The organism is Sphingomonas sp. MMS12-HWE2-04, assembly GCF_044881185.1.
Taxonomy (GTDB): Bacteria; Pseudomonadota; Alphaproteobacteria; order Sphingomonadales; family Sphingomonadaceae; genus Sphingomonas.
Genome location: NZ_CP173254.1, coordinates 3,714,599 through 3,737,096 on the forward strand (window position 1 = coordinate 3,714,599; position 22,498 = coordinate 3,737,096).

At 65.6% G+C, this 22,498-nt stretch carries 23 protein-coding genes; 12 read left to right on the forward strand and 11 right to left on the reverse strand.

From position 1 onward, the window contains the following. Positions 1–55: 55 nt before the first annotated feature. From AB2M62_RS17520 to AB2M62_RS17540, 5 genes are all read left to right on the forward strand, one after another. Complete coding sequence (locus AB2M62_RS17520) at positions 56–2,377, forward strand: DNA translocase FtsK (RefSeq protein ID WP_404335849.1); 2,322 nt, start codon at positions 56–58, stop codon at positions 2,375–2,377. Between the two features lie 99 nt (positions 2,378–2,476). Beyond that, the gene (locus AB2M62_RS17525) at positions 2,477–3,088 is read left to right on the forward strand and encodes an outer membrane lipoprotein carrier protein LolA (RefSeq protein ID WP_404335851.1); all 612 of its coding nucleotides are present in this window, start codon (positions 2,477–2,479) and stop codon (positions 3,086–3,088) included. A gap of 228 nt (positions 3,089–3,316) precedes the next feature. After that, positions 3,317–4,099, forward strand: coding sequence for an exodeoxyribonuclease III (locus AB2M62_RS17530; RefSeq protein ID WP_404335853.1), 783 nt, complete (start codon positions 3,317–3,319; stop codon positions 4,097–4,099). Further along, positions 4,096–5,151: a GTP cyclohydrolase II gene (gene ribA / locus AB2M62_RS17535; protein WP_404335855.1), complete on the forward strand. Its 1,056-nt coding sequence runs from the start codon at positions 4,096–4,098 to the stop codon at positions 5,149–5,151. The genes AB2M62_RS17530 and ribA overlap by 4 nt, the downstream gene beginning before the upstream one ends. Further along, positions 5,151–5,588, forward strand: coding sequence for a hypothetical protein (locus AB2M62_RS17540; RefSeq protein WP_404335857.1), 438 nt, complete (start codon positions 5,151–5,153; stop codon positions 5,586–5,588). Before ribA ends, AB2M62_RS17540 begins: the two co-directional genes overlap by 1 nt. Here the strand turns inward: AB2M62_RS17540 and AB2M62_RS17545 are convergent. Next, positions 5,585–6,286 carry an HAD family hydrolase gene (locus tag AB2M62_RS17545; RefSeq protein WP_404335859.1) on the reverse strand — a complete coding sequence of 234 codons (702 nt, stop codon included), beginning with the start codon at positions 6,284–6,286 and terminating at the stop codon, positions 5,585–5,587. The genes AB2M62_RS17540 and AB2M62_RS17545 overlap by 4 nt on opposite strands. Continuing rightward, entirely contained in the window at positions 6,283–6,951 is a 669-nt protein-coding gene (locus AB2M62_RS17550) for a YggS family pyridoxal phosphate-dependent enzyme (protein WP_404335861.1), read from the reverse strand. Before AB2M62_RS17550 ends, AB2M62_RS17545 begins: the two co-directional genes overlap by 4 nt. 22 nt (positions 6,952–6,973) lie before the next feature. Here AB2M62_RS17550 and AB2M62_RS17555 point away from each other — a divergent pair, with 22 nt between their 5' ends. Next, positions 6,974–7,498: a thiamine phosphate synthase gene (locus tag AB2M62_RS17555; RefSeq protein ID WP_404335863.1), complete on the forward strand. Its 525-nt coding sequence runs from the start codon at positions 6,974–6,976 to the stop codon at positions 7,496–7,498. 57 nt (positions 7,499–7,555) lie between these two features. Here AB2M62_RS17555 and AB2M62_RS17560 read toward each other — a convergent pair whose 3' ends face one another. Next, on the reverse strand, positions 7,556–8,278 hold the full coding sequence (locus AB2M62_RS17560) for a hypothetical protein (protein WP_404335865.1): 723 nt from the start codon (positions 8,276–8,278) through the stop codon (positions 7,556–7,558). A gap of 233 nt (positions 8,279–8,511) precedes the next feature. Between AB2M62_RS17560 and AB2M62_RS17565 the strand changes: the two genes are divergently transcribed. From AB2M62_RS17565 to holA, 4 genes are read left to right on the forward strand one after another with little or no spacing between them, the layout of a single operon-like run. Beyond that, positions 8,512–8,943 (forward strand): DUF3576 domain-containing protein, encoded by a 432-nt coding sequence (locus AB2M62_RS17565; RefSeq protein ID WP_404335867.1) that lies wholly within the window; start codon positions 8,512–8,514, stop codon positions 8,941–8,943. Positions 8,944–8,988: 45 nt separating this feature from the next. Further along, positions 8,989–11,496 (forward strand): leucine--tRNA ligase, encoded by a 2,508-nt coding sequence (gene leuS / locus AB2M62_RS17570; RefSeq protein WP_404335869.1) that lies wholly within the window; start codon positions 8,989–8,991, stop codon positions 11,494–11,496. Then, on the forward strand, positions 11,493–12,002 hold the full coding sequence (gene lptE, locus AB2M62_RS17575) for an LPS assembly lipoprotein LptE (protein ID WP_404335871.1): 510 nt from the start codon (positions 11,493–11,495) through the stop codon (positions 12,000–12,002). The genes leuS and lptE overlap by 4 nt, the downstream gene beginning before the upstream one ends. Continuing rightward, on the forward strand, positions 11,999–13,021 hold the full coding sequence (gene holA / locus AB2M62_RS17580) for a DNA polymerase III subunit delta (protein WP_404335873.1): 1,023 nt from the start codon (positions 11,999–12,001) through the stop codon (positions 13,019–13,021). The genes lptE and holA overlap by 4 nt, the downstream gene beginning before the upstream one ends. Before the next feature lie 179 nt (positions 13,022–13,200). Here the strand turns inward: holA and AB2M62_RS17585 are convergent, their stop codons facing one another. The 6 genes from AB2M62_RS17585 to AB2M62_RS17610 all read right to left on the reverse strand — a co-directional run bounded on the left by AB2M62_RS17585 (position 13,201) and on the right by AB2M62_RS17610 (position 18,967). Continuing rightward, positions 13,201–14,094, reverse strand: a complete 894-nt coding sequence (locus tag AB2M62_RS17585) for a ParB/RepB/Spo0J family partition protein (RefSeq protein ID WP_404335875.1) — start codon at positions 14,092–14,094, stop codon at positions 13,201–13,203. Continuing rightward, positions 14,091–14,873, reverse strand: coding sequence for a ParA family protein (locus AB2M62_RS17590; protein WP_404335877.1), 783 nt, complete (start codon positions 14,871–14,873; stop codon positions 14,091–14,093). Before AB2M62_RS17590 ends, AB2M62_RS17585 begins: the two co-directional genes overlap by 4 nt. After that, positions 14,870–15,490, reverse strand: coding sequence for a 16S rRNA (guanine(527)-N(7))-methyltransferase RsmG (rsmG, locus tag AB2M62_RS17595; protein WP_404335879.1), 621 nt, complete (start codon positions 15,488–15,490; stop codon positions 14,870–14,872). The genes AB2M62_RS17590 and rsmG overlap by 4 nt, the downstream gene beginning before the upstream one ends. Then, complete coding sequence (gene mnmG / locus AB2M62_RS17600) at positions 15,487–17,313, reverse strand: tRNA uridine-5-carboxymethylaminomethyl(34) synthesis enzyme MnmG (protein WP_404335881.1); 1,827 nt, start codon at positions 17,311–17,313, stop codon at positions 15,487–15,489. Before mnmG ends, rsmG begins: the two co-directional genes overlap by 4 nt. Positions 17,314–17,429: 116 nt before the next feature. Further along, positions 17,430–18,716, reverse strand: a complete 1,287-nt coding sequence (gene mnmE / locus AB2M62_RS17605; RefSeq protein ID WP_404335883.1) for a tRNA uridine-5-carboxymethylaminomethyl(34) synthesis GTPase MnmE — start codon at positions 18,714–18,716, stop codon at positions 17,430–17,432. Between the two features lie 11 nt (positions 18,717–18,727). Next, positions 18,728–18,967, reverse strand: a complete 240-nt coding sequence (locus AB2M62_RS17610; protein WP_404335885.1) for a DUF6489 family protein — start codon at positions 18,965–18,967, stop codon at positions 18,728–18,730. A 51-nt stretch (positions 18,968–19,018) separates the two neighbouring features. Here AB2M62_RS17610 and AB2M62_RS17615 point away from each other — a divergent pair, with 51 nt between their 5' ends. After that, positions 19,019–19,498 (forward strand): methylated-DNA--[protein]-cysteine S-methyltransferase, encoded by a 480-nt coding sequence (locus tag AB2M62_RS17615; protein ID WP_404335887.1) that lies wholly within the window; start codon positions 19,019–19,021, stop codon positions 19,496–19,498. Continuing rightward, on the forward strand, positions 19,495–20,187 hold the full coding sequence (locus tag AB2M62_RS17620) for a dienelactone hydrolase family protein (RefSeq protein ID WP_404335889.1): 693 nt from the start codon (positions 19,495–19,497) through the stop codon (positions 20,185–20,187). The genes AB2M62_RS17615 and AB2M62_RS17620 overlap by 4 nt, the downstream gene beginning before the upstream one ends. A gap of 51 nt (positions 20,188–20,238) precedes the next feature. On the opposite strand, the gene AB2M62_RS17625 is transcribed toward AB2M62_RS17620, so the two are convergent. Then, complete coding sequence (locus AB2M62_RS17625; RefSeq protein ID WP_404335890.1) at positions 20,239–20,940, reverse strand: TerC family protein; 702 nt, start codon at positions 20,938–20,940, stop codon at positions 20,239–20,241. A 117-nt stretch (positions 20,941–21,057) separates the two neighbouring features. Continuing rightward, a complete protein-coding gene (gene rho, locus AB2M62_RS17630; RefSeq protein WP_404335892.1) occupies positions 21,058–22,314 on the reverse strand; it encodes a transcription termination factor Rho in 1,257 nt (418 codons plus the stop codon). Between the last annotated feature and the right edge of the window lie 184 nt (positions 22,315–22,498).

Sequence of the window (22,498 nt, forward strand, 5' to 3'; positions counted from 1 at the left end):
ACTCCGCGTGAGCGATCATTCGGGCCGCACCCCCTGACATTTCGGAGGCTGGGCCATGGCGTCCCGCGCACAACCGTCGCTGCTACGCGACTCGATGAAGGCGGGTGTCCGCCGCAGCAGCGCGCTGATCGGCGGCACCACGCTGTTCCTCGCGACGATGGCGGTGGTGCTCGCGCTGCTCACCTATCATTCGCAGGACCCGTCGTGGAACACGGCCTCTGGCGGGCCCGTACGCAACCTGCTCGGCCCGCTCGGCGCCTGGATTTCCGATTTGCTGCTCGCGACGCTAGGCCTGCCGGTGGCGCTGCTCGCACCCGTCGGACTGATCGTTGCCAATCGGCTGTGGCTCGATCGCCCGGTGGGCCACTGGCCGCAGATGCTGCGCGGCGCGCTGGTGGGCGTGGTGCTGATGGCGACCGCGCTTGCCTTTTTCTCCAGCAATTCGGTGCTGTGGCTGGTCGGCGGCTGGGGCGGAGTGATCGGTCTCAGCATCGCTGGCGCGATCGGCTGGGCAATCGGCTTCATCGGCGATCCGACGATCATCTTCTGGCTGGGACGGGGGCTCGGGTTGGTATTCGCCCTTACCGGCCTGGTGATCTGGTGGCGCAGCCTCGATTTCACGCTGCCCGCGCGGGGCCTCCGCTTCCCTGCGCTGCTCGGCCCGGGCAAGACTCAGTTGCTGCGCGGCCCGGACCCCGACGATGTGCGCGAAATGCCGGAAATGCGCGTGCCGCGCGAAGCTCGCGAGCCGCGCAAGCTGGTGGTACCCGACAATCGCCCTGCCCCGGTGATCGCCGATCGTGGCATCGCGCCTGCCCCCGCCAAGCCGCGCCAGCCGACCCAGACGAGCCTCGACTTCAAGGACAGCTATGCGCTGCCCCCGCTCGATCTGCTCAAGCCCGGCCCTCCGAACCAGGGTGGCGGGATCGACAAGGCCGCCCTGGAGCGCAATGCCCGGCTGCTCGAAAGCGTGCTCGAGGACTTCCATGTGAAGGGCCAGATCGTCGAGGTTCGCCCCGGCCCGGTCGTCACCATGTACGAACTCGAGCCCGCGGCCGGTATCAAGGCGAGCCGGGTGATCCAGCTGGCCGATGACATTGCGCGCAACATGAGTGCGATCAGCGCGCGCGTCGCGACGATCCCAGGGCGCACCGTCATCGGCATCGAGCTTCCCAATGTGAAGCGCGAACCGGTCAACCTCCACGAATTGATCGGCAGCGAGGCCTTCGAATCGCAGGGCGCATCGCTGCCGCTAGTGCTCGGCAAGAACATCGCCGGCGATCCGGTGATCGGCGATCTCGCGCCGATGCCGCACCTGCTCGTCGCCGGCACCACCGGCTCGGGAAAGTCGGTCGGCCTCAACTCGATGATCCTCTCGCTGCTCTATCGGCTGACGCCCGATCAGTGCCGGATGATCATGATCGATCCCAAGATGCTCGAACTGAGCATCTACAAGGACATTCCGCACCTTCTCGCCGACGTCGTCACCGATCCGCCCAAGGCGGTGCGCGCGCTCAAATGGGCCGTCGAGCAGATGGAGGACCGCTATCGGATGATGGCGTCGGTCAACGTCCGCAGCCTCGCCAGCTTCAACGACAAGGTGCACCAGGCCAAGGCCAAGGGCCAGAAGCTCGGGCGCAAGGTGCAGGTCGGCTATGATCCCGATACCGGCCGCCCCCTATATGAAGAGGAGACACTGGAGCTCAATCCGCTGCCGCAGATCGTGATCATCGTCGACGAGCTCGCCGACCTGATGATGACCGCGGGCAAGGAAGTCGAATTCCTTATCCAGCGCCTCGCGCAAAAAGCGCGCGCGGCGGGCATCCACCTGATCATGGCGACGCAGCGCCCGTCGGTCGACGTCATCACCGGCGTGATCAAGGCCAATTTGCCGACCCGGATCAGCTTCCATGTCACGTCGAAGATCGACTCGCGCACCATTCTCGGCGAGCAGGGTGCCGAGCAGCTGCTGGGCAAGGGCGACATGCTCTATATGCCTGGCGGCAAGCAGATCGTTCGCGTCCACGGCCCGTTCGTCAGCGACGACGAGGTCCAGGCGGTGGCCGACTTCTGGCGCGCGCAGGGTACACCGGATTATATCAGCGCAGTCACCGAAGAGCCCGAGGATGGCGGCTTCGCGCTGGAAGGCGGGCCCGATGGCGACGACAGCCCCGAGGACCAGCTCTATCGCCGCGCCACTCAATTGGTCGCCGAGAGCCAGAAGGCTTCGACGTCATGGCTGCAGCGCCAGCTTCGGGTCGGCTACAACAGCGCGGCGCGGCTGATCGAGCGGATGGAGAAGGACGGGCTGGTCTCGCGCCCCGACCATGTCGGCCGCCGCGAAGTGCTGATGGACACCGACGGGCGCCCGCTTTGAGGCTGGCGCCGAGCGGGATCGTTTCGCGCAGGCACGGGTTCAGGGGACATTCAAACCGCGCGGCCTAGCCGCCCTTCCCAGCAATTCGGAGACTATCACGTGTTTGCACGGCCCCTCGCTCTCACGCTTCTCGCTGCCCCCGCGCTCATCGCCGCGGCGCCCGCGGGCGATCTCGCGCAAGTCCAGCAGCATCTGGCCGGTGTGACGAGCATGACTGCGAATTTCAGCCAGGAGGATCGCAACGGCCGCGTGCTGACCGGAACGGTGTCGCTCAAGCGCCCCGGCAAGATCCGCTTCCAATATCAAAAGGGCGTGCCCCAGTTGATCGTCGCTGACGGGCGCAGCCTCTATTTCATCGATTACCAAGTGAAGCAGGTCAATCGCTGGCCGATCGGCAATTCGCCGCTCACCGTGCTTCTCGATCCCAAGCGCGACATCAGCAAATATGCCAAGCTCCAGCCGAGCGGCGATCCGCGCGTCATCGCCGTGGAGGTCCACGATTCTGGCCATCCCGAATATGGCCGGATCACCCTGGTCTTCCGTAGGGATCCTGCCGGCCCGGGCGGCCTGACGCTCACCGGCTGGGTGGCGCTGGATTCGCAGAACAACCGCACGACGATCCGTCTTTCGGGGCAGCGCTTCAACGCGCCGGTGTCCGACGGAACGTTCCGCTGGAACGACCCGCGCCCGCAAGGTCCGCGGAATCGCTGAGCTTTTCTCGACATCGTTCATCTTGGCGACAGCTTGCCGGGCCTAGGAGAGTCAGGCGGATGTGGGGCGGTACCCGGGATTTTTCCCCCTGTTGCCTGGGATCGAACCACTTCCCGCCTGCGTGACGAACGCTAGGTCGGCCCTCGCTCCATTGCCCCCGGAGCGGGGGCCTTTCCTTTTCCGGCAATGGACTGGTGCGGCGGCGCAACAGTGCCTAAATCCGGCGCGATGAAGATCGCCTCCTGGAACATCAATTCCGTCCGCTTCCGCATCGAGATCGTCGAGCAGTTCCTAAAGGAGGAATTGCCGGACATCCTCTGCCTGCAGGAAACCAAGGTCATCGACGGGGACTTCCCCGAGGGGGCATTCCGCGCGCTCGGCTATGATCACGTCCTCAAGCATGGCCAGCGAATGCACCACGGCGTCGCGATCATCAGCCGGGTGCCGGTGGTCGAGGACAATCGCTTCGACTGGCAGGCCAATCAGGAGGCGCGGCATATCGGCGTGCGGCTGCCCAATGGCGTGCGGCTGGAAAACGTCTACGTGCCCGCGGGCGGCGACGTTCCCGATCGCAGCGCGAACCCGAAATTCGGCCAGAAGCTCGATTTCGTCGAGCGGATGACGCAGTGGTCGGCCGCGCTCGACGTGCCGAGCATCCTCACCGGCGACTTCAATATCGCCCCGCTCGAATGCGACGTGTGGAGCCACAAGCAACTGCTCGGCGTCGTCAGCCACACCCCGATAGAAGTCGAGGCACTGGCCCGGCTTCAGGCGGCGCATGACTGGGTCGATCTCGGCCGCCGCTTCATCCCCGCGCCCGAGCGCAACTTCACCTGGTGGAGCTATCGCGCCAAGGATTGGGCCGCATCGGACCGTGGCCGCCGGCTCGATCACATGTGGGCGAGCCGCGACGTTGCCGACAAGGCAGTGGCCCATAAAGTGTGCGAGCCGTGCCGCTCCTGGCTCAAGCCTTCGGACCATGTGCCGATCGTCACCGAGTTCGCCTTTTGAGCGCGCATGCCGCCGCCCGCGCCGTCGATGCACTGCGTCGCGGCTGGCCGGTGTCGATCCAAGGCACCGACGGCACGCTGAAGCTGCTCGCGATCGAGACCGCCGATCCGGTGCGCCTGGCAGCGTTCGATCCCGAGGCCAGCGCCGGCGTGCTGCTCTCCGCCGGCCGCGCGGCGACGCTCAAGCTCGCCAACCAGCGCGAGGCTGCAGCTCCTGATTCGCCCGTGTGGATCGAACGCGTACCATGGCTCGACTTCGACACGGCGACGGCGCTTGCCGATCCGCAATTCGACTTGGCAACTCCGCTCAAGGGGCCGTTCCGCGCCGCACCGCTCGAAGCGCCCGATGCGGCCGAAGCGGCGATGCGGCTGGCGCGGGTCGCCGGGCTGCTGCCGGCGTTCTTCGCGATTGGCGGCGACGATGCGGATGCGATCACTCCGGCGGATATCGATGCGCATGAAGATGCCGACCGGCTGCGCATCGTCGGCCGCGCCCGGCTGCCGGTTGAGGGCGCCGAGGAGACCGAGATCGTCGCCTTCCGCACCGATGAGATGCCCGGCGAGCATGTCGCGCTGCTGATCGGCCAGCCCGACGGCACGCCGCCGCTCGTCCGGCTGCACAGCGAGTGCCTGACCGGCGATGTGCTCGGGAGCCTCAAATGCGATTGCGGGCCGCAGCTGCGCGCGGCGATCGCGCGGATCGAGGAGAGTGGCTGGGGCGTGCTGCTCTATCTGCGCCAGGAAGGCCGCGGGATCGGGCTGATCAACAAGCTGCGCGCCTATGCGCTGCAGGACCAGGGCTTCGACACGGTCGACGCCAATACGCGACTCGGTTTCGCCGTCGATGCGCGCAACTTCGCGGTGGCCGGGCGAATGCTCGCGCTGCTCGGGCAGAGGACGGTGCGACTGCTCACCAACAATCCCGACAAGGTCGCGGCACTGGAGGCAGCGGGCATCGCGGTGGCCGAGCGCGTACCCCACAAGCTGCCGGCCAACCCGCACAACGAACGCTATCTGGCGACTAAGCGCGACCGCACCGGGCACCAGTTCTGATGCGCTATTTCCTCGATACCGAATTCAACGGCTTCGGGGGACCGCTGATCGCCATTGCGCTGGTGCCCGAGGACGAAGCCGCCGCGCCTTTCTACGCCGCGCTGGCCTGCGATCGGCCGACCGAATGGGTAGCGGCGCACATAGTGCCGGTGCTCGGCACCGATCCCGTGTCTCGCGAAACGCTTGGCCGCGACTTCGCGCGCTATCTCGGAGACGATCCCGATCCGGTGCTGATCGCCGACTGGCCCGAGGACATCGCCCAGGCCGCGATGCTGCTGATCGCGGCACCGGGTCGCCGTTATCCGATCGACCGGATCCGCTTCGAGCTGTGTGATGCGTTCGGCTTCAATTCGGCGACGCTAAGCAAAGTGCCGCACAATGCCTATCACGACGCAGTCGCGCTGCGCGCCTTCCTGCTCGCGCGCGAATCGCGCTAGGCGATCAGCCGCGCCACGTCGGCGAAGTCGTGGGCAATGTCGGTGACGCCGAGCGCGCGCAGCCGATCGGCATGGCCGATCCCGCAATGCGAGCCTGCGCACAGGCCGATGACGTGCGCTCCCGAGGCGACCGCGCCAGTCACGCCCACCGGCGAGTCCTCAAGAATAACGGTGTTGCGGATGTCGACGCCCAGCGCCGCGGCGGCGTGGAGATAGAGGTCGGGCGCCGGCTTGCCGCGTTCGACATGCTCGCGGCCGCTATAGATGTGATCGCCGAACGCATCGCGGATGCCGAGATGGTCGAGATGGCTGGCGATCCATTTGGTGGTGCTCGACGAGGCGATCGCGCGGGACAGCGCCGGCGGCAGGGCACACACGAAGCCGATCGCCCCGGCGACTGCGGGGAGCCCGTCCTCAAGCGCCCGGCGATCCTCTTCGGCACGCGCGGCGTGGAAGTCTTCGGGAATCGTCCGGCCGATCCATTTCTCGATCGCGCCGAGAAAGTCCTGGCCGGCAAGACCCATGAAATTGGCCATCAACTCTTCCGGGGTGGTCGGGTGGCCGATGCTGGTCAGATACTGCGCGATCTGGCGATTGCCGGCATATTCGCTTTCGAGCAGCACCCCGTCGAAATCGAACAGGATCGCCTCGAAGCGCGTGGTAAGCGCGGTCAGCGGCGAAGGATCGGCAAGGCTCATACGCGGTCTCCGAACAGGGCGGTGCCAACGCGGACCTGCGTCGCGCCGAGAGTCACTGCAGTCTCATAGTCGCCCGACATGCCCATGCTGAGCCCGGCCAGCCCATGATCGCGTGCTAGCTTGGCAAGCAACGCGAAATAGGGTGCCGCATCGACATCGAGCGGCGGCACGCACATCAACCCGACGACCGGCAAGTCGGCGGCACGCGCTTCGGCGAGCAGCACCGGCAGGTCGGGCACCGGGCAGCCGCCCTTCTGCGCCTCGTCGCCGATATTGACCTGGACGAAGCAATCAGGGCGCTTGCCGGCCTTGTCCATCGCCCGAGCCAGCGCCGTGACCAGCGACGGCCGGTCGACGGAGTGGATCGCGTCGAACAGGGCGACGGCCTCGTCGGCCTTGTTCGACTGGAGCTGGCCGACAAGGTGGAGCGCGATGCCCGAAGTCGTCTCGCGCAACTCGGGCCATTTCGCCGCCGCTTCCTGGACGCGATTCTCGCCGAATACGCGCTGCCCCGCCGCGATCAGCGGGCGGATCGCGCCGGCATCGTGCATCTTGGAGATGGCGATCAGCGTGGTCGCCGCCTCGGAGCGGTCGGCAAGGCGCTCGGCGCGCGCAATCTTGTCATGGACGGCGGCGAGCCGCTCGGAAGCGTCGTCTATCGGCATGGTGCGCGCTATAGGAGTGGCGATGCCGCGCCGCCACCCCCTGCCCACGCTCTGGCTGATGACCGACGAGCGGATGGGCGATGCCTTGTGGGAGGCGCTTGGTCGGTTGCCGCGTGGCGCTGGCGTGGTGTTCCGTCACTACGGGCTTCCGCTCGCCGAGCGGCGCGCGCTGTTCGCCCGTGTTTCGCGGATCGCCCGGCGGCGGGGGCTGGTGCTGGTGCGTGCCGGGACCGTGCCGCTCGGCAAGGCCGCCGGCGTCCACGGCGCGCGCGGCCTCGGGTTGCGCACACGGCCGGCGCATTCCCGAAGCGACGCCATCGCCGCGCTGCGTGCCGGCGCCGATGCGCTGTTCGTGTCGCCAGTGTTCGCGACGCGCTCGCACCCCGGCGCGCGCGCCCTCGAACCGCTGCGCTTCGCCCTGCTGGTCCGCGGCCTGCACATCCCCATCATCGCGCTTGGCGGCATGACGTCAGAAAGGTTCAAGCGCCTGAAACCCATGGGAATCCATGGCTGGGCGGCGATCGATGCGTGGAGTAGATCCGTCTAGCGGGCGCTGGTCCGCGCGCAGACGGAAGACGACAATAGCAGGAAGAAAGCGTCCCGCTCAGAAGCGGAAGGCAGTGCCCACATAGAGCGCCTGGCTGTCGAGGCGGTCATCAGTCAGCTTGGGCAGGCGATCGCGCTCGCTCTTATAGCGGACGCCGGCAGTGACATCGAGGTTGCGCGTCAGCGAATAGCTGCCGCCCAGGTCGATCGAATAGCTCGGCTTGTCGCCGATAAGCACCGGCGTGCTGGCCAGCGGCCGATCAGCAACAGCTTCGACCCGGCCGCTGATACGCTTGCCGGTATAGCTCACGCCCAGATTGGCGCGGTCGCGGCCGCCCGGCTGGGTAACCAGATCGACACGGCTGACATCGCCCGAAACCGCGAAGCGCTTCCAGCCGACCGACATGCCGAGGTTATAGGCAATCGGCGCAAGGCTGACCGTCGGCGCGGCGGCGACGTCGACCCGATCGGTGCGGACACCCCGGACCGAACGCGCACGCACGGCAACGGTGACCGAGCGACCGGTGTCACGCCGCGCTTCCGAGGGCGTGAAGCGGAAACCGCTTTCACGCAGGCCGCTGCGCGCCAGGATTGCGGCGAGCTTCGGATCGGCGGCCGCGGGCGTGAAGCTGCCGATCCCCGATCGCACCGAAACGGGCGAGCGTGGAGCCAAGCGATCGCTGCGGCCATTTTCTTGCGCCTGAAGCGCGGGCGCGAGCAGGGTCCCGGCGGCACAGAGTGCCCCCAGTCCCAATCCCGTCATCCACCGCGTCAATCGCATTTGCATTCCTCTTCTATGAATAGCGCTACCACGATTCGGAAACTCGTTCCATGCCCTGCCCGCCCCGTGCACAAATTTCGTGCCAGTGTTGCCCTATGCCCACAAATTCAGCAGTTTTGGGGCTGCCCCTGCCGCGAATTGGGGTTGGCCGCGCCTGCGCGCGACGCCTTGCTCCCGCCACATCAGCGCCTATAGATGCTCCCGCCTGTTTTCTGCCGTTAGGAATGCCGTTGATGAACCGTCTGCTGCGCATTGCGATCCTGGGGTCGCTCGCTTTTTCGATCTCCGCGTGCGGCGGACACAAGCGGCCCGAGGCCGATCTCGCGGCATCGAAGGTCACCACGATCGGCGTCAACTCCTATCTGTGGCGCGCGAGCCTCGACACGCTCAGCTTTATGCCGCTGCTGCAGACCGATTCGAACGGCGGCGTGATCGTCACCGACTGGTATGTGAACCCCAACACGCCGACCGAGCGCATGAAGGTCACGGTTACGGTACTCGACCAGGATCTGCGCGCCGATGCGCTGCGCGTCGCCGCGCTGCGCGAGATCAACCGGGGCGGCCAGTGGGTCGCAGCGCCGGTCCAGGCGGCGACCGTGCAGAAGCTCGAGGACATCATCCTCACGCGCGCCCGCGATCTTCGCCGGGCCGCAATCGTCAACTGATGCCACACCGGCGGGCGCTGGCGCCCGCTCTCATGGGAAGACAGCATGTCGTCGCGTTTCAATCCGCTCAAGGCGGACGCGGCGTGGCAGAAGGCGTGGGACGAACGCCGCACCTTCGCCGCGCAGGATAATTCGCCGAAGCCCAAAAGCTTCGTGCTCGAGATGTTCCCCTATCCGTCGGGGCGCATCCACATGGGCCACGTCCGCAACTACACCATGGGCGACGTGCTCGCGCGCTTCCGGCGGATGAAGGGCATGGAAGTGCTCCACCCTATGGGCTGGGACGCGTTCGGCATGCCGGCCGAGAATGCCGCGATGGAAAAGAAGGTCCATCCCGGCACCTGGACCCGCGCCAATATCGCGACGATGAAGGCGCAGCTCAAGCGGCTGGGCTTCGCGCTGGACTGGACGCGCGAGCTCGCCACCTGCGAGCCCGAATATTACGGGCACGAGCAGGCGATCTTCCTCGATTTTCTCGAGAACGGTCTGGTCTATCGCAAGGAATCCGCGGTCAACTGGGACCCGGTCGACATGACCGTGCTCGCCAACGAGCAGGTGATCGACGGCCGCGGCTGGCGCTCCGGCGCACTGATCGAGCGGCGCAAGCTCAGCCAGTGGTTCCTCAAGATCACCGATTTCGCCGAAGACCTGCTGGAAGGCGTACAGGCGCTCGAACACTGGCCCGACAAGGTCAAGCTGATGCAGGAAAACTGGATCGGCAAGTCCGAGGGGCTGCAGTTCCGCTTCAAGTTGTCTGATGGCGGCGAAGTGGAAGTGTTCACCACACGCCCCGACACGATCTTCGGATCGAGCTTCGTCGCGATCGCGGCGGACCATCCGATCGCGCAGAAGCTTGCCGCCGACAGCAGCGAGGTTCAGGCCTTTATCGAGCGCTGCAAGCAAGGCGGCACCACTGCCGCCGAGCTGGAGACGCAGGAGAAATTGGGCCTGGACACCGGCCTGCGCGCGACGCATCCCTTTGATCCTGCTCTGGAATTGCCGGTATACATCGCCAATTTCGTGCTGATGGACTATGGCACCGGAGCGGTGTTCGGCGTGCCCGCCCACGATCAGCGCGATTTCGACTTTGCTACCAAATACGCGCTGCCGATCCGTCGCGTCGTTTCCGAAGGCGACAAGACTGCACCCGAATTTTACGACTCCGAAGCCTATACCGGCCCCGGCACGCTGGTGAACTCGCACTTCCTCGACGGAATGGACGTGACCGATGCCAAGCGCGCGGTGATCGAGCGCGCAGAACAAGGCGGCTGGGGCAAGGGCCAGACCGTTTGGCGGCTGCGCGACTGGGGCGTCAGCCGCCAGCGCTATTGGGGCACGCCGATCCCGATCATCCATTGCGAGAGCTGTGGTCCGGTAGGCGTGCCGCGCGAGCAATTGCCGGTGGTGCTGCCCGAGGACGTCAGCTTCGACGTGCCTGGCAACCCGCTCGACCGGCATCCGACCTGGAAGCATGTCGATTGCCCGAAATGCGGCGCACAGGCGCGGCGCGAGACCGACACGCTCGACACTTTCGTCGATTCGTCCTGGTATTTCATCCGCTTCGCCAGCCAGCCCGGCGACAAGCCGTTCGACAAGGCAGTCGCAGAACAATGGCTGCCGGTTGGCCAGTATATCGGCGGCGTCGAACATGCGATCCTGCACCTGCTCTACGCGCGCTTCTTCACGCGCGCCCTGCGCCATATCGGCAAGCTCGATATTGCCGAGCCGTTCGCCGGCCTGTTCACCCAGGGCATGGTGACCCACGAGACCTACAAGACGCTCGACGGCCGTTGGCTCTCGCCCGAAGAGATCCGGCGGGACAGCGCCGGCGCGGTGGAAATCGCCTCGGGTGACGTGATCGAAGTCGGCCGCATCGAGAAGATGTCCAAATCGAAGAAGAACACGGTCGATCCTGAGCCGATCGTCGACCAATATGGCGCCGACGCGGTGCGCTGGTTCATGCTTTCGGACAGTCCGCCAGAGCGCGATCTCGAATGGAGCGAGAACGGGATCGAGGGTGCCTGGCGGTTCGTGCAGCGGCTGTGGCGGCTGTTCGACGGGCTTGAGGACGCAGGCGGCGAGGACAAGGATCTCGACCGCAAGCTCCACCGCACGATCGCCGGCGTCGCCATCGATATCGAGGCGCTGACTTTCAACAAGGCCGTCGCCAAGCTCTACGAGCTGACCGCTGCGATCGAAAAGGCACAGCCCTCCGCCTCGCGTACCGCCGCGATCCGCGCCCTCGCGCGCGTCGTCGCCCCGATGGTGCCGCATCTCGCCGAGGAGGCCTGGGCGACGATCGGCACCGGCGGGCTGATCGCCGACGCCCCCTGGCCCGAAGTGGACCCTGCCCTGCTCGTCGACGACGAAGTCACGATCGCGGTGCAGGTCAACGGCAAGTTGCGCGAAACGCTGGTGCTGCCCAAGGGCACGTCGAAGGAAGATCTCGAAGCAGCGGCACTTGCGGCCGACAAGATCGTTCGCACGCTCGAAGGCAAAGCTCCTAGAAAGGTGATCGTCGTGCCCGACCGGCTGGTGAATATCGTCGCATGAGGGCCGCGCTGCTCCTCGCCGCCTCCGCGCTCGCGCTGTCGGGCTGCGGACTTCAGCCGCTCTATGGCGGCGGGGTCAACGGCCCGGTCCAGTCGACACTGGCAGCCGTGCAGGTGGCACCGATCGAGGGCCAGTCGGGCTGGCTGGTCGCCAATGCGCTCAAGGAGCGGCTCGACACTGGCCAGGGCGACGCCGCGCGCTATCGCCTCGAGGTCAAGCTCGACGATCAGATCGCGGGGCTCGGCGTTCGGCGGGACGATGCAGTGACGCGCGAGCGCCGGACGCTGCGCGCGCGCTATCAGCTCGTCGACCTGTCCAACGGCCAGGTGGTGCTCGACGCCACGGCGGGCTCGGATGCCGGCATCGACGTGGTAGGCAGCGAATATGCCACGATCGCCGCCGAAAAGAGCGCGCTAGAGCGACTTTCGGGCATTGTTGCCGACCAGATCGTCGCGCGGGTCGCGCGCTTTGCCCGCTCCGGCGGCGCGGCGCCCGCGGCGCAATGAAGGCGAGCGCGTCGCAGATCCGCTCTGCGATCGAACGCCCCAATGCAGCGACACGGCTCTATCTGTTCCACGGTCCGGACGAGGCGGGCGCCGCCGATCTTGCCGCCAAGATCGCCCAGTCGCTAGGTGCCGATGCCGAGCGCGTCGATCTCGACATGAAGGCGCTGCGCGAACAGCCCGGCCGGCTCGCCGACGAGGCCGCATCGATGTCGCTGTTCGGTACCGGGCGCTACATCCGGCTTTCGACGATCGAGGAGTCCGCGCTGGAGGCCGTGACCCTGCTGCTCGGCGCCGAGCGCGCGGGCAATCCGGTGATCGCGATCGGGCCGGGGCTCAAGGCCAGTGGCAAGCTCGTCAAGGCGGCGATCGCCGCGCCCGCCGCGATGGCGCACGCCTGCTACGTGCCCGAGGGCATCGACGCGGCGCGGCTGGCTACCGCGGTAGGCCGCGAGCATGGGCTGCGGCTGACCGGCAGCGTGCCCCAACGCCTTGCCTCCGCTGCCAATGGCGATCGCGCGATCCTGGCGCGCGAGATCGAGAAGCTGGCGTTGTATCTCGACGCCGGCCCCGGCACCCCGCGAGACGCCGATGAAGCCGCGCTGGAGGCGATTGGTGCCGATCTGGGCGATGCGGAGCTCTCCGGCGCTATCGATGCCGTGCTGGACGGCAGGACCGGCGAGATCGGCACCGAGCTGGCACGACTAGGCAGCGCCGGCACATCGATGATCCCACTGCTCCGCCAGCTCGCCCGACGGCTAATGACGCTGGCCGAGCTGCGCGGCGACATGGACCGTGGTGCAACGGTGGACGAAGTACTTGAAAAGCATCGTGTTTTCTTCCGAGAAAAGGCTTCTACCGCGCGCGCGTTGCGCCGCTGGACCGCGCCGCAGATCACCCGCGCGATCGAGCGCGTGCGCGAGACCGAACGCGCGCTGATGCATTCGGGGAGCGCCGGCGACGTGCTGGCGCAGGCCGAATGTACGACAATCGCCCGTCAGGCGGCGCGCGCACGCGGCTAACGGCGCACCGCCGGCAGGGGCTTGGTTACCGTGAGCATGCCGCCAGCACCACGGCCGTCCAGCTGCGCCAGCTCGATGCGGTGAGGAGGAGCGCGAACAACATTATCGTGGGCCGAGATGCAGCGTGTAGCGTTCTCAGGCGGCGGCCCGGCGCTGCTCCATGAAGGTATCGTTCGACACTAAATGCGTTCGCCGCTGAGCCGTTGGCAAATCATATCGAGCTGGTCGAGCGTCGAATAGGACAGCGTCAGCGTTCCGCCCTTCTCGCTATGCGCGATGCGGATGTTGAGCCCGAGCACGTCGCCTAGCTGGCGCTCGAGTGCCGAGATGTCGGCGCTGCGCGCGGTCGGCTCCGTTTCCTTGCGCTTTGAGCCCGGCTTGGCATCGCGCGCGAGTTTCTCGGTCTCGCGGACCGACAGACCCTTGGCGGCGACTTCGCGCGCGAGCCTCTCAGGATCGGGCGCGCCGATCAACGCGCGGGCATGACCCATCTCGATCGCGCCTTCGACGACCATCTGGCGCACGCCAGCGGGGAGATCGAGCAGCCGTAGCAAGTTCGCGATGTGGCTTCGCGACTTGTGCACGAGGCGCGCGAGCACTTCCTGCGTATGGCCGAATTCCCCGATCAGCCGAGCATAGGCTTCGGCTTCTTCGATCGCGTTTAGATCCTGGCGCTGGATATTCTCGACCAGCGCAATTTCCATCGTCTCAGCGTCAGTGAGCTCGCGAACAATGACCGGGACTTCGTGGAGCCGGGCACGCTGCGCCGCACGCCAGCGTCGCTCTCCGGCAACGATCTGATAGCTGTGGCCGTGGGGGCGCACGACGATCGGCTGGATGAGGCCACGCGCCGCGATAGATTCGGCGAGATCGGCGAGCGCCGCTTCGTCGAAATGCCGGCGCGGCTGGCCCGGATGCGGCGCCATCGCACTGACGGGCAGCATCCGGACACCGGCCTGGCTGCCGCCCTCGCCGCTCGCGGTGACCGGAGTCTCGGTGGTGATCGTGTCGCCAAGCAGGGCGCTCAGCCCACGACCCAGGCCAGGACGAGGTTTACGCGGGGTGTCGGTCATGCGGCCTTCTTCAGCTTGGGCAGGCGCTCGATCACTTCGCGAGCGAGTGCAATATAAGCTTCGGAGCCTGCGCAGCGATGATCGTAGATCAGAGCGGGCACGCCGTGGCTCGGTGCTTCCGATAGACGGACGTTGCGGGGAATCACGGTGTCGAACACCACTCGACCGAGCACGGCGCGGACATCGTCGGATACCTGATCGGTTAGGCGATTGCGGCGATCGTACATCGTCAGCGCTACGCCGAGGATCGACAAGCCAGGATTGAAGCGGCTCCGAATCCGCTCGACGGTATTTAGTAGCTGGCTCAACCCCTCGAGCGCGAAGAATTCGCACTGGAGCGGCACGAGCAGGGCATGCGCGGCCACCATCGCATTGATCGTGAGCAGGCCCAGCGATGGCGGGCAATCGATCAGGATCACATCCCAGCGATCGCCCTTGTGGCGTTCGATCGCGGCATCGAGCCGATGGGTACGGGCGTCGAACTCGATTAGTTCGATTTCCGCCCCCGATAGATCTTGGGTGGCAGGTACGATGTCGAGGCCGGGCACTTTTGTGTGCACTGCGGCATCTTCAAGCGTCAGGTCGGTGACGAGCAATTCATATGTCGAGTGCTCGCGCGCGGCGCGGTTGATACCCAAGCCAGTTGACGCATTTCCCTGCGGGTCAAGATCGAGCAGCAGAACGCGCTGCCCGGTGGCTGCCAGCGCGGTACCGACGTTGATAGCGGTAGTAGTCTTACCCACCCCGCCCTTTTGGTTGGCTATCGCGATGCAAATCATCTTGCGCGCACCCCCTTGGCGACGACGATACCAGAATCCGGCTGGGTGAGGCTGGGTTCCACGTGGAACGAACCATGCCATTTCCGGCGCGCAGCTTCTACCTCGGATTGCGCCGAGCGGCCCTTAGGTAGCAACCAGATTGTGGATGAATCTGTGCAGTGTTGCGCCGACGACAGCAATTGCAAAAGTCCAGCGACGGCCCGCGCTGAAACGACCGCTGCAGGAGCGCTGGGATGGAAGCTTTCGACACGGCTCGGCTGAACGGTCACCCGATCACTCAGGCCAAGAGCGTCGGTCGCATCCCTTAGAAAGGCCACGCGCTTGGAGCGCGGCTCGACAAGTGTCACCCTCAGATCTGTTAGAATCGCGACTACCAACCCGGGAAGGCCCGCCCCTGATCCGATATCGAGCCACTTGCCGCCACATTGGCCAGCGAGGGGGATGAGCTGGGCGGAGTCGACTAGATGTCGCTCCCACAGGGAAGGTAGCGTCGAGGCAGCGATCAGATTCTGCCGCTCGGCCTCCTCGGAAAGGATCGCTGCATAGCGGCCCAGCATCGTTTCACGTGAAACACCGAATTGGTCAGCGATCCATGCCCGCGACTCCTCCTCGGTCACGCGGCACGCGCCTGCAGAAGGATTGCCGAAAGCGCCGCGGGGGTTACCCCACGAATACGCGACGCAGCGCCAAGCGTCTCGGGTCGAGCAAGGCTGAGGCGCTCGACCATTTCAAGCGAGAGGCCTGGAACGGCGGCAAAATCCAGTGCGCCAAGCCGGACTGTATCACTGCTCCGGAGCTGTGCGACCTCTGCCTCCTGGCGCTCTAGATAGGGGGCGTAGCGCGCGTCCTCGACCATTTCAGCGAGAAGCTCGGGGTCGTGGCCTGAGGAGTCGCCCAACACATGCGTCAGTTCAACACCGGGAAAACGTAGCCAATCTTTGATCGAGCGACGCCCGCCATCGAGGGCCACCGGCGCCCCGCGTCCTCGCAGTTGCGCCGCCGTCAATTCCACTGCCCAGGAGTCCGCAACCCGATCCTGTTGCGAACGCCGCGCATTGAGGCGCGACCGGCGAGCTTCACTCAAGCATCCCAGCGACTCCCCAACTGGGCTCAGGCGAGTTTCGGCGTTGTCAGCACGGAGACGGAGGCGAAACTCGGCGCGAGCCGTCAGCATACGATACGGCTCGGTAACGCCCTGCAGCACGAGGTCATCGATCATCACGCCGAGATAGGAGCTGGCTCGGTCAAGGATCATCGGCTCCAGCGCACAGGCATGCGCCGCGGCGTTGAGACCCGCGACCAGCCCCTGCCCCGCAGCCTCCTCGTAGCCGGTAGTGCCGTTGATCTGCCCGGCAAAGAACACACCGGGGATCGCAGCGAGTGCCAGCCGCGCATCGAGCGAACGCGGATCGATATAATCATATTCGACTGCATAGCCCGGGGTGACGATGGTCGTCCGCTCCAACCCAGGCACCGTTCGCACCATGGCTTCCTGCACATCTGTCGGCAACGACGTCGAAATTCCGTTAGGATAGATGAGCGACGCATCAAGCCCTTCGGGCTCAAGAAAAATTTGATGGCCGTCCCGGTCACCGAACCGGAAAACTTTGTCCTCGATCGATGGACAGTAGCGCGGTCCCTGTGCCTCGATCGCCCCCGAAAAGAGCGGCGACCGCTCCATCCCGCCGCGTATGACGGCATGGGTTTCACGCGTGGTGCGAGTCACTCCGCAGTAAAGCTGGGGACGAGTGCGCGCCGTCGTCATCGGCGACATCGTCCACGGCTCGAGATCGGACGGTTGCTCTGTGATCGATGCCCAATCGATCGTGCGACCGTCGAGCCGCGGCGGCGTCCCGGTTTTGAGGCGCGCCATGGGTAGCGCCAGTTCGCGGAGCTGTTCGGCAAGCCGCACTGCGCCGGCCTCGCCGATTCGGCCACCCTCGATCCGATCCTCACCGCGGAAGATCCTGCCGCCGAGAAAGGTGCCGGTAGCCAGCACCACCGCGCGGCCGGAGAGCATCACGCCGTCCGCCAGCATGACCCCGGTGACCACTCCGCCCTCAACTCTGAGCAATTCGGCCTCGCCGGCAATCAGTTGCAAATTAGGCTGCTTGGCGAGCATGGTTTGGATCGCCGAGGCGTAAAGCTTGCGGTCGGCTTGGACCCGCGGACCCTGGACTGCGGTCCCCTTGCTGCGATTGAGCATGCGATAGTGGATGCCGGCGGAGTCAGCGGCGCGCGCAATCAAGCCGTCAAAGGCATCGACTTCTCGGACGAGGTGACCTTTACCCAGACCGCCGATCGCCGGATTGCACGACATTGCGCCGAGCTTGGACAAGTCGAAGCTGAGCAGCGCGGTCCGCGCACCGCGACGCGCCGCAGCCGCCGCGGCCTCCGTTCCGGCATGACCGCCACCAATGACGATTACATCAAATTGCATGCGGGCTCTTAAACTCCCACTGACCTGTCTGGTGGTTGCATAGGCATCATCGCGCTGTGCCGAGGGGCCTTAGTGGAACGGCGGGTCGACGTCAAAAGCCGTTCCACGTGGAACATTCATTTCCCGATACAGAATCGCGCAAAGAGCGCGTCCAGCATCGACTCGACTCCCGCTCGCCCGGTCACCTCGTCGAATGCGGCGCGCGCGATGCGTAGTTCCTCTGCGGCTAGCAGCAAGTCACGAGCCTCGGCGGAGGCTCGAAGTGCCCCGGCCGCCTCGAGGCATAACCTCCGCTGACGCATGTTGAGTGCTAGTTCATCCGCTGGCGGGAGCAGGTCGGCGGCCTTGACCGACAACTCTCGCCACAATTGCTCGACCCCCTCCCCAGTGTGCGCCGAGACTCGCAGCTTGCTCCCTGCCGATCGCTCGCGACCGATCTCGTCGGCGCGCGCATGGATCCATAGCACTGCCGGATGAGGCGGCGGCGCATCATCGCCCAGCCACAGCAAGATATCCGAGCCATTCACGGCCTCTTCCGCCCGCCTTATACCGATCTGCTCGATGGCATCCTCTGACACTTCGTGCAGTCCGGCGGTGTCTGTGAAGAGATAGGCGACGCCGGCCCGCACCATCGGCGCCTCGATGCGATCCCGCGTCGTGCCCGCGATCGCCGAGACGATGGCGGCGTCGCGCTCGACTAGACGATTAAGCAATGTCGATTTACCCGCATTGGGCGGACCGGCTAGCACGACGCGCAGGCCATCGCGGAGCCGCTCAACCGGAGGCCTTCCCGCCACCGCTTCGATCTCCGCCGCCAGCACTATGACTTGGCCGCGGATGGCGGCGTCCGAGTCCGCACCGCTGACCACGTCTTCCTCGTCGCCATGGTCGAGCTGTGCCTCGACCTGCGCCGCCACGGCCAGGAGCCGCATCGTCCAACCCCCTATCGCCCGGCGCACCGCGCCTTCCATTGCGCGCACTGCGACGCGGCGCTGCGCTTCGGTCTCGGCCATCAGCAAATCGCCAAGTCCCTCAGCGGCGCTGAGGTCGATGCGCCCGGCCAACAGCGCGCGGCGCGTGAACTCGCCGGGCTCGGCTTGGCGCAGGCCCGGCATCGCCGCTAGCGCCGTTTCGACAGCGCGGACGACGGCGCGCCCGCCATGGAGATGCAGTTCGACCAGATCCTCACCTGTGGCGCTGTTAGGGCCGGGGAAAATCAGGACCAGCGCACGATCGAGCAATTCACCCGCGCTATCATGGAGCGCGCGGAGCCCGGCGCGGCGCGGCGGCGGCAGTGTGCCGCCCAGCAATTCGGCGGCAGCCAACGCGCCCGCGCCGCTGACGCGCAACACCGCGATCGCGGCGGGCGGGGCACCGCTCGATACTGCGAAGATCGTATCCATGGCCCGGCCGATCAGCTTCCGCTCTTCGTCCCGCCCGCGCTGTCGAAGATCCCGCGCCAGAAATTCATGCCCGCTTCGCCCATCGGCGCCCAGCTCCGCATCATCGCCTCGAAAGCCTCCGGAGTTCCTTGTTTATCAATGGCTTGTACCATCATCGCGATGTAACGCTCATGCACGGGCGCGAGATCGGGAAGCCCCATGGCGCGGCGCGCCTCTTCGGGCGTACATTCGACTTCGACATTGATCTTCATGCGTGCTTCTCCGCTTGAGCGCGCCATGGGGCGGCTGCTAGGCCTCGCGACATGTATGCGCGCGACCATGGTGTGATCGCAACGCCCATCGGCATGCTGCGTGTCGAAGGCGACGACTCGCAGCTTGTCGCTGTTCGCATCGGCAATAGCGGGACACCGGCACGCGGGAGCGCTGCGGCGGTCCGCGCTGCAGCCGAGCAGCTCGAACAATGGTTCGCCGGCGAGCGAAGGCATTTCGATCTCACCCTCGCGCCGATGACGACCCAGCGCGGCGCAATCCTCCGCCAGGGCCTGGTCGATATCGGCTATGGCCAGACGCTGAGCTATGGCGCGCTCGCTCGGCTGCTCGGATCGAGCCCGCGCGCCATTGGCCAGCTCTGCGCGCGCAATCCCTTCCCCATCGTCGTCCCGTGTCACCGCGTGCTGGGTGCCGGCGGGGCGCTCGGCCAGTATTCGGGCGGCGATGGACCCGAGACCAAATCCTGGCTGCTCGACCACGAGCGGCACATCACCGGAGACACGTTATTATGAGCATCACCATCGACGCGACCGACGGCAGCGGCAGCTTCAATGCCTATGTCGCCGCGCCTTCCGCTACGCCGCGCGCGGCGATTATCGTCATTCAGGAAATCTTCGGCGTGAATCCGGGAATTCGCAAGAAATGCGACGACTGGGCGGCGCAGGGCTATCTGGCGATCGCGCCCGACCTGTTTTGGCGGTTGCAGCCGGGGATCGAGCTCGATTCGGACATTCCCGAGCAGTTCCAGCAAGCGCTCGATTGGATGGGTAAGTTTGACCAGGCCAACGGCATTGCGGACATCGAGGCGACGATCAAGGCGGCGCGCAGGCAGCTGGGCGGCGGCAAGGTCGGCGTGGTAGGCTATTGCCTGGGCGGCCGGCTGGCGTTCATGACCGCGACCCGGACCGACAGCGATGCCAGCGTAGGATATTACGGCGTCGGCATCGACAATCTGCTCGGCGAGAAACACGCGATCGCCAAGCCGGTACTGCTCCACATTCCGCAGGCAGACCATTTTGTCACGCCCGAGGTCCAGGCCAAGATGCACGAGGGGCTGGATGATCATCCCAAGGTGACGCTGTTCGACTATCCCGGCGAGGACCACGGGTTTGCCGCCGAAATGGGCAAGCGCCGATCGGACGAAGCCGCACAGCTTGCCGACAAGCGGACCGCGGACTTCTTCGCCGAAAATTTGGGATAATCAGGTCGAGCGGGAAGCGTCGCGCTTCCCGCTCGAAATCGCGGCCAAGCTTCAGAAGAAGCTGGTGATCCCAGGAGTTTGATGGGTGCCGATCCAGCCTTCGTAGATCATCTTGCCGGCGACGAAGACGATCACGGCGAGGCCGAAATAGGCGATCCAGCGATAGCGATCGATCAGCTTGGCGATGAAGTTGGCGGCTAGCCCCATCAGCGCGACCGAAAGCAGCAAGCCGACGACGAGAATGCCGGGATGCTCGCGCGCTGCGCCAGCCACTGCCAACACATTGTCGAGGCTCATCGAGACATCGGCGACCGCAACTGCCCAGGCGGCACCGGCGAAGCTGCGCGCCGGCCGCAAGCCCAATTCAACTTCGTCGGCATGGGCCCCGCCTTCGCGGATCTCGCGCCAGAATTTCCAGCTTACCCAGAGCAGCAGCAACCCGCCGGCGAAGATCAGCCCGACGATCCCCATCAGCCAGCTGACGATCAGCGCGAAGAAAATGCGCAGCACCAGCGCGGCACCGATGCCGATCAGGATGACCTTCTTGCGCTGGTCGGCGGGCAAGCCCGCGGCGAGCGCCCCCACAACGATAGCATTGTCCCCGGCGAGGACGAGATCGATCATCAGCACCGATCCGAAAGCGGCAAGCGCCGCGGGCTCGGTGATGTTCGAAAAATCGTTGAGGATATGGTGCCAGATATCGGCGGGAGAGCCGATTCCCGCGGTGGCAGCGCTGAGGATCAGGTCGAGCATAGGGGCTTCCTAGCGATAACGAGAGTGCGGGCAAAGCCCACGTCGCAAGCCGGGTTGAAGCCCACCGGCCCTCCTTTTGTGGGACCTGCGGCAGCCTGCCGCAAGCCCCGTCACGGATCAGGTGTTCATCGAGTCGAAGAAATCCTCGTTGGTCTTCGAGTCCTTCATCTTGTCGAGCAGGAATTCCATCGCGTCGATGGTGCCCATCTGCATGAGGATGCGGCGCAGCACCCACATCTTGGTGAGCTTGGCCTTGTCGACCAGCAGCTCTTCCTTGCGGGTGCCCGACTTGCCGACGTCGAGCGCCGGGAAAATGCGCTTGTCCGCCACCTTGCGGTCGAGGACGATTTCCGAGTTACCGGTGCCCTTGAACTCTTCGAAGATGACTTCGTCCATGCGGCTGCCGGTATCGATCAGCGCGGTGGCGATGATCGAGAGCGAACCGCCCTCCTCGATGTTGCGCGCGGCACCGAAGAAGCGCTTGGGGCGCTGGAGCGCGTTGGCATCGACACCGCCGGTCAGCACCTTGCCCGAGGAGGGCACCACGGTGTTGTAGGCGCGGCCGAGGCGCGTGATCGAGTCGAGCAGGATCACGACGTCCTTCTTGTGCTCGACGAGGCGCTTGGCTTTTTCGATCACCATCTCGGAGACCTGAACGTGGCGCTGCGCCGGCTCGTCGAAGGTCGAGGAGATGACCTCCCCCTTCACGCTGCGCTGCATGTCGGTGACTTCCTCGGGACGCTCGTCAATGAGCAGCACGATCAGGAAGACTTCGGGATGGTTGTCGGTAATCGCCTTGGCGATGTTCTGGAGCAGGACCGTCTTGCCCACGCGCGGGGGCGCCACGATCAGCGCGCGCTGGCCCTTGCCCTGCGGCGCAATGATGTCGATCACCCGGGCCGACTTGTCCTTGACCGTCGGATCGATCGCGTCGAGCGTCAGCTTCTGCTCGGGATAGAGCGGCGTTAGGTTGTCGAAGTTGACACGGTGACGCACGGCGTCGGGATCGTCGAAATTGACCGAGACGAGGCGGGTAAGCGCGAAATAGCGCTCGCCATCCTTGGGCCCACGGATCTCGCCTTCGACGGTGTCGCCGGTGCGCAGACCGAACTTGCGGACCTGGTTGGGCGAGACATAAATGTCGTCGGGACCAGCAAGATAGTTCGCCTGCGGGCTGCGCAGGAAGCCGAAACCATCGGGGAGCACTTCGATCGTGCCTTCGCCCATGATCTGCTCGCCATTCTCGGCCTGGGCCTTGAGGATCGCGAACAGCAGGTCCTGTTTACGCAGCGTAGATGCGCTCTCCACCCCGAGCTCCTCGGCCATCGAGACCAATTCTGCGGGCGGAGTTTTCTTGAGTTCCTTGAGGTGCATGGGGAGTCCGGGAGCAAGCTATGGGGGGAGCGTCGATCGGCGAATGCGCACGAATTGCGATGCTGGAGGAGGATGCGCCCCGAGGAGACCCGGACCACAGCCTTCGAATTAGGTAGCGGCCTTCGCCAAGTCAACCGCGTTCGGCAGTCTCTGCGGGGTGAATCGGCGTACAAGGTTCACAAAG

Excerpts from the sequence above, each read along its gene's own strand:
- AB2M62_RS17520 (WP_404335849.1), top strand. The coding sequence starts at position 56 with ATGGCGTCCCGCGCACAACCGTCGCTGCTACGCGACTCGATGAAGGCG.
- AB2M62_RS17530 (WP_404335853.1), top strand. The coding sequence starts at position 3,317 with ATGAAGATCGCCTCCTGGAACATCAATTCCGTCCGCTTCCGCATCGAG.
- AB2M62_RS17540 (WP_404335857.1), top strand. The coding sequence starts at position 5,151 with ATGCGCTATTTCCTCGATACCGAATTCAACGGCTTCGGGGGACCGCTG.
- AB2M62_RS17545 (WP_404335859.1), bottom strand. The coding sequence starts at position 6,286 with ATGAGCCTTGCCGATCCTTCGCCGCTGACCGCGCTTACCACGCGCTTC.
- AB2M62_RS17550 (WP_404335861.1), bottom strand. The coding sequence starts at position 6,951 with ATGCCGATAGACGACGCTTCCGAGCGGCTCGCCGCCGTCCATGACAAG.
- AB2M62_RS17555 (WP_404335863.1), top strand. The coding sequence starts at position 6,974 with ATGCCGCGCCGCCACCCCCTGCCCACGCTCTGGCTGATGACCGACGAG.
- AB2M62_RS17560 (WP_404335865.1), bottom strand. The coding sequence starts at position 8,278 with ATGCGATTGACGCGGTGGATGACGGGATTGGGACTGGGGGCACTCTGT.
- AB2M62_RS17565 (WP_404335867.1), top strand. The coding sequence starts at position 8,512 with ATGAACCGTCTGCTGCGCATTGCGATCCTGGGGTCGCTCGCTTTTTCG.
- leuS (WP_404335869.1), top strand. The coding sequence starts at position 8,989 with ATGTCGTCGCGTTTCAATCCGCTCAAGGCGGACGCGGCGTGGCAGAAG.
- lptE (WP_404335871.1), top strand. The coding sequence starts at position 11,493 with ATGAGGGCCGCGCTGCTCCTCGCCGCCTCCGCGCTCGCGCTGTCGGGC.
- holA (WP_404335873.1), top strand. The coding sequence starts at position 11,999 with ATGAAGGCGAGCGCGTCGCAGATCCGCTCTGCGATCGAACGCCCCAAT.
- AB2M62_RS17585 (WP_404335875.1), bottom strand. The coding sequence starts at position 14,094 with ATGACCGACACCCCGCGTAAACCTCGTCCTGGCCTGGGTCGTGGGCTG.
- AB2M62_RS17590 (WP_404335877.1), bottom strand. The coding sequence starts at position 14,873 with ATGATTTGCATCGCGATAGCCAACCAAAAGGGCGGGGTGGGTAAGACT.
- mnmG (WP_404335881.1), bottom strand. The coding sequence starts at position 17,313 with ATGCAATTTGATGTAATCGTCATTGGTGGCGGTCATGCCGGAACGGAG.
- mnmE (WP_404335883.1), bottom strand. The coding sequence starts at position 18,716 with ATGGATACGATCTTCGCAGTATCGAGCGGTGCCCCGCCCGCCGCGATC.
- AB2M62_RS17610 (WP_404335885.1), bottom strand. The coding sequence starts at position 18,967 with ATGAAGATCAATGTCGAAGTCGAATGTACGCCCGAAGAGGCGCGCCGC.
- AB2M62_RS17615 (WP_404335887.1), top strand. The coding sequence starts at position 19,019 with ATGTATGCGCGCGACCATGGTGTGATCGCAACGCCCATCGGCATGCTG.
- AB2M62_RS17620 (WP_404335889.1), top strand. The coding sequence starts at position 19,495 with ATGAGCATCACCATCGACGCGACCGACGGCAGCGGCAGCTTCAATGCC.
- AB2M62_RS17625 (WP_404335890.1), bottom strand. The coding sequence starts at position 20,940 with ATGCTCGACCTGATCCTCAGCGCTGCCACCGCGGGAATCGGCTCTCCC.
- rho (WP_404335892.1), bottom strand. The coding sequence starts at position 22,314 with ATGCACCTCAAGGAACTCAAGAAAACTCCGCCCGCAGAATTGGTCTCG.